This is a genomic window from Erwinia sp. JH02 (genome assembly GCF_013074405.1).
In the GTDB taxonomy this organism is placed as follows: Bacteria; Pseudomonadota; Gammaproteobacteria; order Enterobacterales; family Enterobacteriaceae; genus Erwinia; species Erwinia rhapontici.
Window position 1 is genome coordinate 892,521 of sequence record NZ_JABANZ010000002.1, and the last position, 15,105, is coordinate 907,625.

The 15,105-nt window shown below is 54.8% G+C and carries 11 protein-coding genes; 1 reads left to right on the forward strand and 10 read right to left on the reverse strand.

All coding sequences use genetic code 11. The annotated features are described in order from the left end of the window. Positions 1-20: 20 nt before the first annotated feature. The 4 genes from HHI26_RS08845 to aaeX form a co-directional block, all read right to left on the reverse strand. Positions 21-1,475 (reverse strand): NAD-dependent succinate-semialdehyde dehydrogenase, encoded by a 1,455-nt coding sequence (locus tag HHI26_RS08845; protein ID WP_171148920.1) that lies wholly within the window; start codon positions 1,473-1,475, stop codon positions 21-23. A 138-nt stretch (positions 1,476-1,613) separates the two neighbouring features. After that, entirely contained in the window at positions 1,614-3,575 is a 1,962-nt protein-coding gene (gene aaeB / locus HHI26_RS08850) for a p-hydroxybenzoic acid efflux pump subunit AaeB (RefSeq protein ID WP_133844149.1), read from the reverse strand. Positions 3,576-3,585: 10 nt separating this feature from the next. After that, the gene (aaeA, locus tag HHI26_RS08855) at positions 3,586-4,518 is read right to left on the reverse strand and encodes a p-hydroxybenzoic acid efflux pump subunit AaeA (RefSeq protein WP_133844151.1); all 933 of its coding nucleotides are present in this window, start codon (positions 4,516-4,518) and stop codon (positions 3,586-3,588) included. Positions 4,519-4,525: 7 nt separating this feature from the next. Continuing rightward, positions 4,526-4,729, reverse strand: a complete 204-nt coding sequence (gene aaeX / locus HHI26_RS08860; protein ID WP_133844248.1) for a p-hydroxybenzoic acid efflux pump operon protein AaeX — start codon at positions 4,727-4,729, stop codon at positions 4,526-4,528. 275 nt (positions 4,730-5,004) lie between these two features. Between aaeX and aaeR the strand changes: the two genes are divergently transcribed. Further along, a complete protein-coding gene (gene aaeR, locus HHI26_RS08865; RefSeq protein WP_133844153.1) occupies positions 5,005-5,919 on the forward strand; it encodes an HTH-type transcriptional activator AaeR in 915 nt (304 codons plus the stop codon). A gap of 60 nt (positions 5,920-5,979) precedes the next feature. Here aaeR and tldD read toward each other — a convergent pair whose 3' ends face one another. The 6 genes from tldD to mreC form a co-directional block, all read right to left on the reverse strand. Next, positions 5,980-7,425, reverse strand: coding sequence for a metalloprotease TldD (gene tldD, locus HHI26_RS08870; protein ID WP_133844155.1), 1,446 nt, complete (start codon positions 7,423-7,425; stop codon positions 5,980-5,982). A gap of 124 nt (positions 7,426-7,549) precedes the next feature. Continuing rightward, positions 7,550-11,356 carry an AsmA2 domain-containing protein YhdP gene (yhdP, locus tag HHI26_RS08875; protein ID WP_171148921.1) on the reverse strand — a complete coding sequence of 1,269 codons (3,807 nt, stop codon included), beginning with the start codon at positions 11,354-11,356 and terminating at the stop codon, positions 7,550-7,552. A 157-nt stretch (positions 11,357-11,513) separates the two neighbouring features. Further along, positions 11,514-12,983 carry a ribonuclease G gene (rng, locus tag HHI26_RS08880; RefSeq protein WP_133844159.1) on the reverse strand — a complete coding sequence of 490 codons (1,470 nt, stop codon included), beginning with the start codon at positions 12,981-12,983 and terminating at the stop codon, positions 11,514-11,516. Further along, a complete protein-coding gene (locus HHI26_RS08885; RefSeq protein ID WP_171148922.1) occupies positions 12,973-13,566 on the reverse strand; it encodes a Maf family protein in 594 nt (197 codons plus the stop codon). The genes rng and HHI26_RS08885 overlap by 11 nt, the downstream gene beginning before the upstream one ends. A 9-nt stretch (positions 13,567-13,575) precedes the next feature. Continuing rightward, positions 13,576-14,064, reverse strand: coding sequence for a rod shape-determining protein MreD (mreD, locus tag HHI26_RS08890; RefSeq protein ID WP_133844163.1), 489 nt, complete (start codon positions 14,062-14,064; stop codon positions 13,576-13,578). Then, on the reverse strand, positions 14,061-15,089 hold the full coding sequence (gene mreC / locus HHI26_RS08895; protein ID WP_133844165.1) for a rod shape-determining protein MreC: 1,029 nt from the start codon (positions 15,087-15,089) through the stop codon (positions 14,061-14,063). Before mreC ends, mreD begins: the two co-directional genes overlap by 4 nt. Positions 15,090-15,105: the final 16 nt, after the last annotated feature.

Below are 15,105 nucleotides of genomic sequence, written 5' to 3' on the forward strand. Positions count from 1 at the left end.
ACACACAACCGGGCGTAGGGCTACAGCCCACCAATATGCAGGGCTTTGACTTCCATAAACTCCTCAAGCCCCAGAACCGAACCTTCCCGCCCCAGACCGGAGGCTTTGACGCCACCGAACGGCGCCAACTCAGTAGAGACCGCACACTCATTCACTCCCACCATGCCACTTTCCAGCGCGGCAGAGACGCGGAATACCCGCTGCAGATTTTGTGTATAGAAGTAGGCGGCCAGACCAAACTCGGTATCATTCGCCCGGCGGACGACCTCTTCTTCCGTATCAAAACGGAAGCACGCGGCCACCGGACCGAAGGTCTCTTCATGGGCCAGTTTCATGGTTTCATTCGCTTCCGCAATCACGGTGGGTTGCCAGAAATTCCCCCCCAGCGCATGACGCGCACCACCGGTCACCAGCCTGCCGCCTTGTGCCACGGCATCGTTGACATGTTCTTCGACTTTTTTAAGCGCGGAGGCGTCTATTAGCGGCCCGATCACCACGCCCTCTTCCATTCCGTTACCCACCTTCAGCTTTTTCACTTCCTCCGCCAGTTGACTAACGAAGCGATCGTAAACACGGTTATGGATAAAGAAGCGATTCACGCTGACGCAGACCTGCCCGGCATTACGGAATTTATTAGCAATCGCCCCTTTCACCGCCGCATCAATATCCGCATCGTCAAAGACGATATAGGGTGCGTTGCCCCCCAGCTCCATTGAAACCTTTTTCAGCGTCTCGGCCGCATTGCGCATCAGCAACTTGCCAACTTGTGTGGAACCGGTAAAGGAGATTTTCCGCACCTGATTGCTCGCCATAATGGCATCACTGATCGCCTGCGTATCGCCGGCGACTGCATTCAGAACGCCATCGGGCACGCCCGCTTTTTTCGCCAGCGCCAGCAAGGCGAAGGCAGAAAGCGGCGTGTTATTAGCGGGTTTGATCACGCCGGTACAGCCAGCAGCCAGCGCCGGACCCAGTTTGCGAGTCAGCATGGCCATGGGGAAATTCCACGGTGTAATGGCGGCAACCACCCCAACAGGTTCACGCGTGGCAAGAATGCGGCTGCCCGGCTTTGCCGGAGGAATGATTTCACCATTCGCACGCTTCGCCTGTTCAGCAAACCACTGAATGAAGCTGGCAGCATACTCCACCTCGCCCTCTGCCTCTTTTAATGGTTTACCCTGTTCGGCGGTCATCAGACGCCCCAGCCAGGCTTTGTTTTCAAGGATAAGCTGATACCAGCGTTGCAGAATTTCAGCGCGTTGTTTGGCGGTCTGGGCACGCCAGCCCGGGAAAGCCGCTGCCGCTGCCGCAATGGCCTGCTCAGTTTCTGTTTTGCACGCTTTTGCCACCTGAGCAATCACTTCCCCGGTCGCGGGGTTGAGCACGTCAAAGGTGCTCGTCGCCTGCTGCCAGCGGCCATTGACCAGAAAGCCAGTCTGAAACAGTTCGTTATCCTTAAGCGTTGAGAGGGCCATCGTTGTCTCCTGATACGGTTTTCATTTGCCTGGCAATAAGTATAGATGGCAAATGACGGTCGTTTTATGACGGAGTGGCATCAGAGAAAGGAATCAGGCAAGGAAAAGCGCTGACAGCGGATGCTGTCAGCGAGGTGATCAAATCTCGATCAGGGTATTCTGATATTTTTTCAGCATCGCAGCCAGTCGTGCAACCGGCTCGGTCACACCGATCGGGGCGTCATACTGTTCCAGCTTTTGCTGATAGATCTCAAACTCTGCGAGCAAGCGTTCAAAGTAATGGCGTTTTTTGATTTCACTGCTGGAGGAGATAACCCGGTCAGCGGTATGGCGCATCTGCTTGTGGAACGCAGAGAGATCGGCATTCACGGGCACATCGGCATCACGCATACGTTGATGACCAATGATCAGCGTCAGCGCCAGCCGGTATTTGTCGATGTCACCGGGGAAGATATTCAGCAGCATAAAGAGTTGCTGATAGAGCGCAGGCAAGTGGTTCTCTTTACGCCGTGCCGGGTTAGTCGTCAGCGCGGAGACGGCGGCATACATCAGGCGATTAAGTAGCGTCCGTCCGACGCGTGCTTTCGAGGTATCGCGTATCAGCAGGATCACCAGCAAGGCAACAAAGCAGCCGATCGCCTGGCCGAGCGCACTGTCGAGAAACAAGCTGACTTCAAACTTCATCGGATTATCCAGTGTCAGGATATTAATGGTCCCCACCAGCGCCCCCAGCGTACCGATCTGCCGCCGCTGGATCAGAATGCCGCAGATAAACGCGATGATACCCAGAGCGATGCATAACAGCAGCATACTTTGCTGGGTATTTGGCATCACCACCATGTAATACAGTGACCCCAGAGGAATAGCGACAATCATGCCGTAGAGAAAGTCTTTGGCGACCATGAGCGGGTTGGGCGTGCGCATCGCCAGTGAGGTAATCACTGCCAGCATCACCATCGCACCGCTGCCGGAGGTCCAACCGGTCCACAGCCAGAAGAGTGAACCAACGGCAATCGCGACAAACGTACGTAAGCCGTTAACCAACGCATGACGGTTTTCAGCCGAACGCATTTTGACTACGGGTTCCGCATTCAGGAGATCTTCTTCTATGCGGCTGATACGGCTATTGGTGTGGATCCCTTTCAGCAGCAGCAGATAGCGACTTGCCGCCCCCACCCAGGTGCGAATGGTCGTCGGCGTATTTTTACTGCCGCTGGCGGTAATCACCCTGCGCATCACTTTCATCCGCTTATGGATATCCGCAATATTATTAACCGGCTTTTCGAAGAACAGATGAAACTGGGAAGGAACATATTCTTGCCGGGTGTTCTGGATAAGGAAGGTTTCACAGGCCTGGGTAATCAACGTCAGCGACAGGGTATTCAATACGCGCAGACGGCGATCCACTTTCTGCCAGCGCCCTGACTCCATCATCAGATGGGTGCGCATACCGTTCAGCGCGGTGGTGCGGCGTACCAGCCCCGCCCAGCATTTATCAACCTCATCTTTGTCCGCATGTGACACGCAGAGCTGCATCAACCGGTACTGCTCAACCAGAAGAGCATCAATTTCCCGATCAATATCCTGTTTAATCGAACGCGGTGAGAACAGCATGTCAGCCAGAATAGCGCAGACAATACCGATAATGATTTCACTACAGCGCTCAACGGCAAACTGCGGGGCCAGCAGCAGCGAGCCGTTAGCATCCACGCTGACCACGATAATCAGCGCGGTGTAGCCCGCCAGGCCCAGTGCATAAGAGTTTTCCACCTTCATCAGTGAAGAAACCCACACGCAGACACCCGCCCAGATGCAGCACAGCAACAACATCACTACGGGCGCACGAATGGTGGCCACCATGATCACCACGGCAGCAATGCAGCCAATAAAGGTGCCGATAATGCGCAACATGCCGCGATGGCGCAACGCACCGGAGAAGGGGTCGCCCCCGGCGGCAAAAGCGGTGCCCCCGGCAACGATAGCTGCCGTCATCACCGCCCAGCGCGGAGTTTCCAGGTTAAATTCAAAGCCGACAAACAGCGCCAGTAAAATGGCAAAAGTCAGTTTGATGGGAAAGCGCAGACGATACCACTGCATCATTCGCCCCGCCTCAACCAAACTCGCGCAGGCGATGCATCAGCTTCATCAGCGGTGACATATCTTTATCCTGACGGTCTTGCGCGCCTGTGACCACTACGGTCGCCGTGGTACCCGACGGATAGAGGTTACCCGGCTGCTGGTCAAGGTGAATTCGCACCGGCACACGCTGTGCCAGACGTACCCACTCAAGGTTGGAGTCAATCGTCGCCATCCCTTTACCATCAACCGTACTGCTGCTGTTGGTTACACCAGCGGCCACACTGTCGACCGAGCCATGCAGGACATGGTTGCTGCCCAGCGGTGTAATTTCGACACGATAACCCGGACGGATGCCATCCAGTTTGGTCTCTTCCAGGTAGGCCAGCACATAGAAGGAGTTCTGCTTCACCAGCGCCACCGACGTTGAACCGCGGGTAATAAACTCACCCGTGTAAACATTCAGGTTGGTGATCCAGCCCGCTGCGGGTGCTTTTACCGTGGTACGTTCCAGGTCCAGCTTCGACAGGTCCCGGGTGGCGACGGCTTTCGCCAGCTGGTGTTCCGTGGTTTGATAATCACTGTTGGCCTGGTCAATCGCTTCACGCGACATGGCCGAGATGCCTAGCTGATTACGACGCGCAGCTTCACGGCGCTTTTCACTCAGCACCGCCTGGTAGTAGGCAACATCCGCTTCCGCCTCTTCCAGCGCTTTCTGGTAACGCGGCTGGTCGATGGTGAACAACACCTGGTCTTTCTGCACCAGCTGGTTATCACGGACGCGAACGTCGGTGATCAGGCCGCTGACATCAGGCGCAATCGCCACAACATCAGCGGTGAATTTGGCGTCACGCGTCCACGGGGATTCGGTATAAAACACCCAGACGCGGAAAATCAGGACAATCGCGATGATCACCAGCAGCAGGGTAATGGCGAAACGGGCAATTTTTCTTGTTAGAGCTTTCACTATGACCTCAGACGAACAATCGGGATACCAGATAGAACAGGCAGCAGTACAATGCAGTATTAAACAGTGCCGGATGCCAGACCAGATCATAGATCCCGGTCGGCGTGATCAGACGGCGGACCAGCCAGAACACGATCAGCGACACAATTATTTCAAAAAAAATGGGTGGGAATGACATCCCGAACACCACGACAACCGGAAGTACACTCATCATTTATCCTTGTTGATACTGTACCAGGTAATTCGCTGCCACAACCCGCTCCTCTCAGGGTTTACTGAGAGATATGTATGCAAAAGGTGATCAGCTGACAGGGAGACAGTCAGACGCTAATCAGCACCAAAGCCAATTGAATAATAGTCTATTCAGGGGCAGCATTTGTCACACGCGGGGCGACAGGTCGATAACCTGACATGACTATAGTAACGCGCCTGACTATAAGTTATCTACCAAATGTGATCTAAATCACTTTTAAGCCAGGGTTAATAATGGAAAGACTGAAGGGCATGACCGTTTTCGCCAAAGTCGTTGAACTGGGTTCATTTACCGCAGCAGCACAACAGATGCAGTTAAGTGTATCGGCCGTTAGCCAGATTGTCGCCAGGCTGGAAAATGAACTCCAGGTGAAGCTGCTTAATCGTAGTACGCGCAGCCTGGGGCTGACCGAGGCCGGTAAGATCTACTTTCAGGGCTGCCGTCGCATGATGTCGGAGGCGCAGCAGGTGCATGAACAACTGTGGGCATTTAATAATACGCCGGTTGGCACACTGCGCATCGGCAGTTCTTCTACCATGTCGCAGAATTTACTGGCCCCGATGACCGAAGAGATGCTGAAGGAGTATCCGGGACTGACCGTTAACCTGGTGACGGGAATTCCGGCACCGGATCTTATCGCGGACGGGCTGGACCTGGTGATCCGTGTTGGTGCATTGCAGGATTCCAGTCTGTTTTCAACGCGGCTGGGTTCCATGCCGATGGTGGTATGTGCCGCGAAAAGCTATCTCGCGCAGAATGGGACGCCGGAAAAACCGTCAGACATCAGCAACTTTTCGTGGCTCGAATACAGCGTACGCGTGGATAACGACTTTGAGCTGACCTCACCGGAAGGCACATCGATTCGTCTCTCGCCTCAGGGCCGCTTTGCCACCAATGACTCACAGACACTGATCCGCTGGCTGAAATCCGGCACCGGTATCGCCTATGTGCCGCTGATGTGGATTATTGATGAGATTAATGCCGGGAAAGTGGAAATCCTGTTCGCGCATTATCAATCGGTGCCGCGCCCGGTCTATGCGGTATACACCCAGAAAGACAAATTGCCGCTAAAGGTGCAGGTGTGCATTAACTATCTGATCGCGTATTTCGATAAGGTGGCGGAGATTTATCAGGAGTTTCGCACATAACGCACACTATGCAGAAAGCAGAAACCGTAGGGGCGAGGCACGCCTCGCCCTGGGTCAACGTCAGGCGGTACCACCGACGGTGAGTTTATCCAGCTTCAGCGTAGGCTGACCCACGCCAACAGGCAGGCTCTGGCCCTCTTTACCGCAGACGCCAACGCCTTTATCCAGCGCCAGGTCATTACCCACCATTGAAATCTGTTGCATCGCTTCAATACCGGAACCGATCAGCGTTGCGCCTTTCACCGGCTTCGTCACCTTACCGTTTTCAATCAGATAAGCTTCAGAGGTGGAGAAAACAAATTTACCCGAGGTAATATCCACCTGACCACCGCCGAAGTTCGGCGCATACAGACCGTACTCCACGCTTTCGATAATATCCTGCGGGGTCGACTTGCCTGCCAGCATATAGGTATTGGTCATACGCGGCATCGGCAGATGTGCATAAGACTCACGACGACCATTCCCGGTAGGCGCCACGCCCATCAGACGCGCATTGAGTTTATCCTGCATGTAGCCTTTCAAAATACCGTTTTCAATCAATACATTGTACTGCCCCGGTACGCCTTCATCATCAACGGCCAGCGAGCCGCGCAACCCTTCGATGGTGCCATCATCCACGACGGTACACAGCTCAGAGGCCACCAACTGCCCCATTTGGCCACTGAACACCGACGTTCCACGGCGGTTGAAATCGCCTTCCAGACCGTGACCCACCGCCTCGTGCAGCAGCACGCCCGGCCAGCCAGCACCCAGCACTACAGGAATGGTGCCTGCCGGTGCCGCGACCGCATTCAGATTCACCAGCGCCATGCGCACGGCTTCACGTGCCCAGGCTTCGGCACGCACTTCCCCGTTTTCATTTGCCAGGAAAAACTCGTAGCCGAAGCGCCCGCCGCCGCCGCTGGCACCGCGCTCGCGCTTGCCGTTATCTTCCACCTGGACGCTCACCGAGAGACGTACCAGTGGACGCACATCGGCCGCCAGCGTGCCATCGGTTGCCGCGACCAGCACCAGTTCATAGACACCGCTCAGGCTGGCAGATACTTCCTGTACGCGTTTGTCGGCTGCGCGTGCAGCGCTGTCAACGCGGTGCAGCAGAGCAATTTTCTCTTCGCGGGTCAGGCTTTGCAGCGGATCGAGTGCCGGATACAGCGCACGGTTCATCACCGCCCCCAGCGTGCGTGACTGGCCGTTGCCCTGCTCGCGTACAATGCTGCGTGCCGCTGTGGCACTTTGATTCAGCGCATTTAGCGTAATCTGGTCAGCATAGGCGAAGCCGGTTTTCTCTCCGCTAACCGCGCGCACACCAACGCCCTGATCGATATTGTAAGAGCCGTCTTTAATGATGCGGTCTTCCAACACCCAGGACTCATGGTAGCTGGACTGAAAATAGAGGTCCGCATAATCCAGCTTGCGCTCTGAAAGCTGGCTGAGAATAGAAAAAAGGTCGCTTTGACGAATGTTGTTAGCAGTTAGTAACTGCTCACTTACCAGATTCAGACTCATGAATTCTCGCTCTGTGTGGATGAGCCAGTGGCTGCTGGCTTTCAATTGTCAATTGTGACGAGGTACGATGGTGATACCCCGTATCATATATGAAGGGTGAGGCAATATGAGGGCCACGTCAAACTCACTTCTCACTGATCTCACGTGGTTTACGCAGCACTTCATCAATTTGCGGTTTATCTATCGGCCCACTGATGTGGTAGCGAAGCACGGAAATCTTGCTCCACAGCGGCCCCAGCACTTTACTGGCGGCAAATACCGCCGCACCAATCACCGGGTTCACTGCAAAGGCGGTCGCGACACCCACGGTCGTAGAAATTTCCGGAGCAACAACGGCTTCCATATCAATCTGGCGTTTGACCAGATCCATCTTTCCTTTCATGGCAATGTCGGCTTCCAGCCCATCCACCAGCAGGTTATCGGTGTGCATCACGCCGTTTTCAATCCAGGCCGTGCCGTTGATGGAGTCGAAATAGAAGCCCTGGCTGAAAGTGTCGCTAAAATCGAGGCGTAATTTACGCAACAGCGAGTCGATGCTGACCAGACGCAGCAGTTGCCCGGCACGGCCGGTTGAAACATCGGCGATCTGCCCCGCGCCCAGATGCGACTTCAGCACACCGCTTAACGTCTGCTCCGACGGTTGCCACGGTGCCGACTGCCAGTGCAGATCATATTCCAGCTTAAACGGCGAATCACGCAGCGGTGAGCTGACACCAAACCAGTTAGTGGCATCATTGATTTTTTTACCGCTTAGTACGCCCTTTAACGACGTGCGCTGCTGGCCTGGCTGGTTCACCCACTCGCCCTTCACGGTCAGGTGAGTATTACCACTATCAATCAGTCCATTCTCCAACGTCAGCGTATCGCCGGATGGCGTCAGGTCGGCCTTCATATGGCCGAATTTCTGTCCACGTAGCCAGCATTCATCGCAGTTCAGGCGGAGTGCAGGCCAGCCGCTGAAATTCACCCGGGCCGCATCGTCAGGCAAGGGAGATGACGAGGTGCCTTTGCTGTCCCATTGCGGGTTGTAATAAAGGTATTTGAGGTTAGCCACCCAGGGTTCATTCTGCTTAGTGACCAGAGAACCAATGATATCCTTGCCCTGAGCGTTGACCGTCATCTCGCCCGCCATACTTTGGCTGAGAGTGGCGGTAAGATCCTGCCACTGCTGGCCCGCCAGAGTGAGTGCAGGTGTGTGCAGGCGAATATCACCTGGCAGCATCGTGATTCCCGTTTTGCCGTTACCACCGCTACCCGAACCCGCTCCCAGCAAGCCAAGCCAGGCTTCACCGTCCAGCGCAGGCAGATTTAATACCATTCCACTGCTCTCCGGCAGCGCAGGCAGGTGTTTTGTGTCGTTTTCCCAGATACCACGGTCGACTTTAAGCTGCTTACCCAGCAGCCAGCGACTGTTAAATCGATGACGGTCACCCACTGAGCCACTGAGATCAAGACTATTGAGGTTACCTTTTGCCAACACTTTCACAGGAAGCGCACTGGTGCCTGTTTTATCAAGCGGTGCAGGTAAGCGACTGCTCACATTTTTAAGATCACCGTCAAGGTTAACCAGGTAACTGGCCCCACCTTTGTGCGGCAAGGTCACCAGTACATTGCCCTGCCACGGCAGATGTCCCCCCAGCTGTTTACTCACCGCCTCAGGCAGCTGACTTATCGCCCCTGGCTGCCAGTCACCGTTCAGATCCACACCGATTTGATACTCTTTTTCCCCGTCCTGGGTGTTGAAGCTCACGCCGATGGGCTGACCAAACCAGCGGGCGGTCATCGCATCACTTTTCAGGTCGCCGTTATCATAGGTAAAGTGACCGCTCAGCTGGTCGAAACGCGTCTCCAGCGGTTTGATCAAGAGCGAGTTGCCTGCAAGATTCACGTCACCCGTGGCACGCACCTCTTTGCCATCCAGCGGGATATCAAGATGTAAGCGCCCACTAACAGCACCGCCGATTTGCAGTTCGTCCAGCGCCGCTCCCAGCGAGGGTTTTAACGGTGACTGATTAAAGTACTCACGTATCTGAGGCCCTTCCCCCTTGATCTCACCATCAATAATCAGCTTTTCTTGCAAATAATCGGGGATCACCGCCGAGATGTTATGGCCGTTAACCTCGCCCAGTTTGATATCAGGCGCTTTCATCCACAGACCGTTGTTGGCGAAGTCGAGGTCAATATCCAGATTTTCCAGCAACGGCCAGCCCGGTTCAAACTCGTAGGTCGCCTGACGCAACGGTACCGCCACTTCAAACATGCCGTCATTCTTTCTGAACGGGAAATGGTGCGGGTCACCGGCAAAGACCAGCGTTGCATCTTTCACCTGCCCGCCTTTGATCGCGCCGCTCAGATAGTCTGCCAGCGATTTCCCCATCAGCGGTTCAGGGAAATAGCGCCAGGCATCACCCGCATTGGTGAGGTTAATACCCGCGAGGATATCAAGACGAGGTGGCTGCTCGTTCTGTTGCTGATAGCGGAAGTCACCCCGCGCCCACAGTGAGCGCGCCTGAACATCAACCTGCTGGCCGGACAGCGTCAGCCCCTGTTTTCCATATTCCCAGTTGAGTGACCCACTGGCCTGGGCAATCTCCAGCGGAGCGCGGAACATATCACCATAAGGGAGCGTAGCCTTCTGAATATCGAAGGTGAGCCGCCCGTCAGCCACGCCGCCTGCCAGCGTCCCGTTAAGATGCTCCATACCTGGCAATAGTTCCCACTGCTGCCAGCTCAGATTCTGCCATTTGGCCTGGAAACGAGTCCGTTCCGGCTGCTGAAGCGGTATATCCAGCGCCAGCGCGTTGAGCTGGCCGCGCGGTTGCAGCGCACGCCAATTTTCCAGCAGTTGCGGAGACAGTTTGGCAAAAAGCGGAATGAGTGGATCAAGACGCTCAAGGTCCAGATCGGTGACGCGCACGCGCAGTTCCTGATGATGATCAGGACCGGGTAGCTGCGTATTTTCGGGCTGCCATAACAGCGATAACTGACCGTGTGGCCAGGGCTGCCCATCCGTAATAAAGCGCGTTTGCGGGATATTCACATTCCAGCCACCGTTAAAACGACTGATATGTGCAGTAAGATTGTCTACGCTGAGATGGTGCGCCTGTTTGTCGCCCTGCCAGTTAGCTCCCCCCTGTTTCAACCAGACATCACCACCATGGACTTCACCATTTTCCACACTCATCCAGGCGGCGAGGCTGAAACGCGCGCTTTCCAGACTGGTGTTGTCGCGCATCCACTGTCCCAGCCAGGGTTTCATATCAACGTCATCGGCCTGCATCCACACACGCCCGGTACTGAGGTAACCATTACTGTCGCTGAGATCCAGCCGCAACTGCACCACACCATGCTGCCCTGTAAAACTGGAAAGACTGACCAGTCCCTCGGCACGATGGCGATTTTTTTCATTAAGCCAGGTCAGCTGCGGAATGGCCAGCGTTGCACGCTGTCCGGATGGGGTAACAAAACTGATGTGACTGTCGCGCAGATCGAAGTGGTCAAACTGGCGCAGGAAGAGATCGTTTAACCGCTCAGTCTGAAAATCTGACTGACGATTATTGCCACCATTCAGCGGGGTATTGGTGAGCAGGTTGAGCTGCCAGAAAGTCAGATCGCGAAACTGCCAGCGCAGGTGCAGCAATGATTGCCAGACATCCAACGCCAGCGTGACGCGCTGGATTTTCAGTGCGCCGCCATCGGAGAAGCCGGTCTGGATATCTTTGATTTCCAGGCGGGGACCAAAGTTCTCCCAGCTGCCTTCAATTGCGCTGGCCTTGATCTCGACGCCCGCGGCAGCAGACACAGCGTTAAGGATTGGCGCACGCCAACTGTTCATATGCGGCATCAGCAGACGTAAGCCACTCACTAATAGCGCAGTAACCACCACCAATGTTGCGCCAGTGAATAGCAAAACCTTCGGCAATTGCCTCACACACCTCTCCTTGTCTTCCGCGAAAACGGATAGCCAGTCACTAAAATCTGTTGGTATCTCACGAGGGAGATACGACAAGGCGGTTCAAGCCGTAACGTCCAGTTTCCCCCCAACCGTTGCGATTTTTAGCGCAAAATCGGGGAGAACCGTGCGGATATTACATCATCACCACGTCAAACTGCTCCTGAGTATAGAGCGGTTCTATTTGAACTTTAACCTGCTTGCCCACAAAGATTTCTACTTCCGCTAAAGCATGAGACTCATCGCTTTTCAGCGCTTCACCCACCGATGGCGAGGCATAAACCAGGAAACGGTCAGAATCATAAGCATGATGCACACGCACAATCTCACGCATGATTTCATAACAGACCGTTTCCACCGTTTTCAGCGTTCCACGCCCTTTACACACCGGACAATCCTGGCACAGTACATGCTCAATACTTTCGCGCGTGCGCTTACGCGTCATTTCCACCAGCCCCAGCTGTGAGAAACCATTCACGCCTGTTTTCACCCGATCTTTACTTAGGGCCTGGTCTAGTGAATGCAGAACTCGTCTGCGGTGATCGTCATTATTCATATCAATAAAATCGATGATGATAATGCCACCAAGATTACGCAGCCTGAGCTGACGCGCAATCGCCTGAGTCGCCTCGATGTTGGTATTGAAGATGGTTTCTTCAAGGTTACGGTGTCCAACAAAAGCACCGGTATTGATATCAATTGTGGTCATGGCTTCCGTCTGATCGATAATCAGATAGCCACCTGACTTGAGCTCAACTTTACGATCGAGAGAACGCTGAATTTCGTTTTCCACATCGAACAGATCGAAAATAGGCTGCTTGCCGACATACAGCTCCAGCTTTGCCGTCATCTCCGGGATATATTCGCTGGTGAACTCCACCAGATGTTCGAACGTCAGACGGGAATCGATGCGGATACGGTCAAGGGCTGCACCGGCAAAGTCACGCAGGATACGCTGCGATAGCGCGACTTCACCATAAAGGCGGCAGCGCGTCTGATTGCGTTTCTTACGTTCGATCACCTTGGTCCACAGACGTTTAAGAAACGCAGCATCAGATGCCAGCTCATCTTCGCCCACGCCTTCTGCTGCAGTGCGGATGATGTATCCGCCCAGCTCATCACAATAGCTGGCAACGACGGATTTCAGGCGGTCGCGCTCTGCTTCGCTCTCGATACGTTGCGATACCCCCACGTGCGAAGCACCCGGCATAAACACCAGATAGCGTGACGGCAAGGTAATATCGGTCGTCAGGCGTGCACCTTTGGTCCCAAGCGGATCTTTCACCACCTGCACCATCAGATCTTGTCCCTGGCGTACCAGTTCGGAGATATCACGCACAATGAAATTTTTCTTTTCGTCACCCGCAACACATTCGGTGTGCGGCATGATGTCAGAAGCGTGCAAAAACGCCGCTTTTTCCAGCCCAATATCGACAAAGGCCGCCTGCATTCCTGGTAACACCCGGCTGACACGCCCTTTGTAGATGTTGCCAACGATGCCACGGCGCGCTTCGCGCTCGATATGAATTTCCTGCAGAATGCCACCGTCGATGTAGGCAACACGGGTTTCCGACGGCGTAATATTGACCAGCAGTTCAGCTGTCATCTTGACCTCTCACATCACGCAGCGATTGAAAATGGCTGAAAAGCTCGGCGGTTTCCACCAGAGGCAGCCCCACTACCGCGTGATAACTTCCGTTAATTTTTCTGACAAAGTTGCCACCCAGTCCCTGAATTCCATAAGCGCCTGCCTTATCCATTGGCTCGCCGCTGGCAATATAACCAGCAATATCTTCAGGTGTTAACATGCGAAATGTCACCTCAGTGACAACAAGACATTCAAGGGTCCGCTGGCGATCGGCCAACGCTACCGCGGTCATGACTTCATGAGTCTGGCCGGAGAGCATCGTCAGCATGGCGGCGGCAGCGTCAGCATCCGCGGGTTTCTCCAGCACATGATTATTCAGCACAACAATAGTATCAGCACCCAGCACCGGGAGATCGCGAGCAGCCACGGCAACCCCCGCCAGCGCTTTATCCCGCGCCAGACGACGCACATACTGCTCTGCGGTTTCATCCGGATGACGGCGTTCTTCCACGTCAGTAGAAAGGCGTTCAAATGACAGGCCTAGCTGAGTCAGCAGTTCGCGGCGGCGTGGGGAGCCTGAAGCCAAATACAGGGATACCATAATTGTCCTTTATTGTACGGCAAACTGGCGGCGAATTTTTCTCATCAGTAAGAACAGCCAGGGCCAGAGGATACCGTCGACGACGCTACTCCAGAAAATTTCTGGGCGGAAGGAAACGTTAATCACCAGGAACTCAGACCAGAATACGATGACATCCATCGCCAGTGACAGCACCATCACCATCAGTGCCTGCTGCCAAAGCGCCAGATTGCGGAATAACTGGAATTTGAAGGCCACCAGGTAGGCAACGATACTGAATGCCAGTGCGCGTACGCCGAGCGTCGAACCAGAGATAAGATCCATTATAGATCCCATCACAAATCCGGTGCCAACGTTGACACGGTGCGGCAACGCCAGCACCCAGTAGATCAGGATCAACAACAGCCATGACGGGCGATAAACAAACAGCTCCTCGGGCCAGGGCATGATTTGTAGCACCAGCGCCACCAGAAAAGAGAGCCAGATAACCCAGCGTCCGTGGCTGCGGTAACTACTCAAGGCTGGCCTCCGCGTTCGGACTGCGGACGGCGAACCGGTGCAGCGGCAGGGGCCGTTGCCGGGATGCTGGCGGGTGCCGCGGCAGGAGGGGCAGGCGGCCCCACCATTTCGCTCGCCTGCGGCAGTACCTGCGGCATCATCTGCATCAGGCGTTCATTGGCCACGCGATGGACTTCGTCCGGTGCCATTGGCATCGAGCCATTGCGATCCGCGCCCCACAGCAGCAGCAGATAACGCAGACGCTGGAGACCCGCCGTTGGACGCGCCTGGATCACCGTATAAGCGCGTTGGGTATCCACTTTCACGGAAGAAACCACCCCAACAGGGTAACCTTCAGGGAAGCGCCCACCGAGGCCGGACGTCACCAGCACATCGCCCACGCGGATATCGGTATTACCTGGCAGATGTTCAAGCTGCAAATCTTCCGTGCAGCCATTACCCGCCGCAATCACGCGGATGTCATTGCGCAGAACCTGAATCGGCAGTGCGTGTGAGGCATCGCAAATCAGCAGCACGCGGCTGGTGATTTTACCCACAGCAACCACCTGGCCGACCACGCCTTTATCACTGATCACCGGCTGACCTTCGTAAACACCGTTTACGCTGCCTTTGTCGATCACCACCTGATCGGTATAGGGATCGGTGCCGGTGGAGATCACCTGCGTGACCATTTTATGCTCGTCCTGACGCAGCGGTGAACCCAGCAGTTCGCGTAAACGGGCATTTTCCTGCTTAAACTGACCCAGCATCAGCAGTTCGCTGTTCTTCAGCATCAGTTCGCGGTGTAAGGCTTTATTTTCCAGCTCGAGTTGCTGGCGGGAGGCCAATGTTTCTGAAACATTGTCCAAAATCTGACGAGGCCCATTGGCCAGGAAATAGAATGGACTGACGGCAGTGTCCATATAGGTGCGGATTTGGGAGAAAGCTCCCATGCGACTGTCGGCAACAATCACGCCTATTGCCACAATAACCGCTAAAAATAAGCGTAACTGCAGGGAAGGCCCCCTGCTGAACATCGGCTTCATAAACTCGGCGTTTTCC

Coding starts and splice junctions, on each gene's coding strand:
- rng (WP_133844159.1), bottom strand. CDS start 12,983: ATGACAGCTGAACTGCTGGTCAATATTACGCCGTCGGAAACCCGTGTT.
- HHI26_RS08845 (WP_171148920.1), bottom strand. CDS start 1,475: ATGGCCCTCTCAACGCTTAAGGATAACGAACTGTTTCAGACTGGCTTT.
- aaeR (WP_133844153.1), top strand. CDS start 5,005: ATGGAAAGACTGAAGGGCATGACCGTTTTCGCCAAAGTCGTTGAACTG.
- mreC (WP_133844165.1), bottom strand. CDS start 15,089: ATGAAGCCGATGTTCAGCAGGGGGCCTTCCCTGCAGTTACGCTTATTT.
- aaeX (WP_133844248.1), bottom strand. CDS start 4,729: ATGAGTGTACTTCCGGTTGTCGTGGTGTTCGGGATGTCATTCCCACCC.
- HHI26_RS08885 (WP_171148922.1), bottom strand. CDS start 13,566: ATGGTATCCCTGTATTTGGCTTCAGGCTCCCCACGCCGCCGCGAACTG.
- aaeB (WP_133844149.1), bottom strand. CDS start 3,575: ATGATGCAGTGGTATCGTCTGCGCTTTCCCATCAAACTGACTTTTGCC.
- tldD (WP_133844155.1), bottom strand. CDS start 7,425: ATGAGTCTGAATCTGGTAAGTGAGCAGTTACTAACTGCTAACAACATT.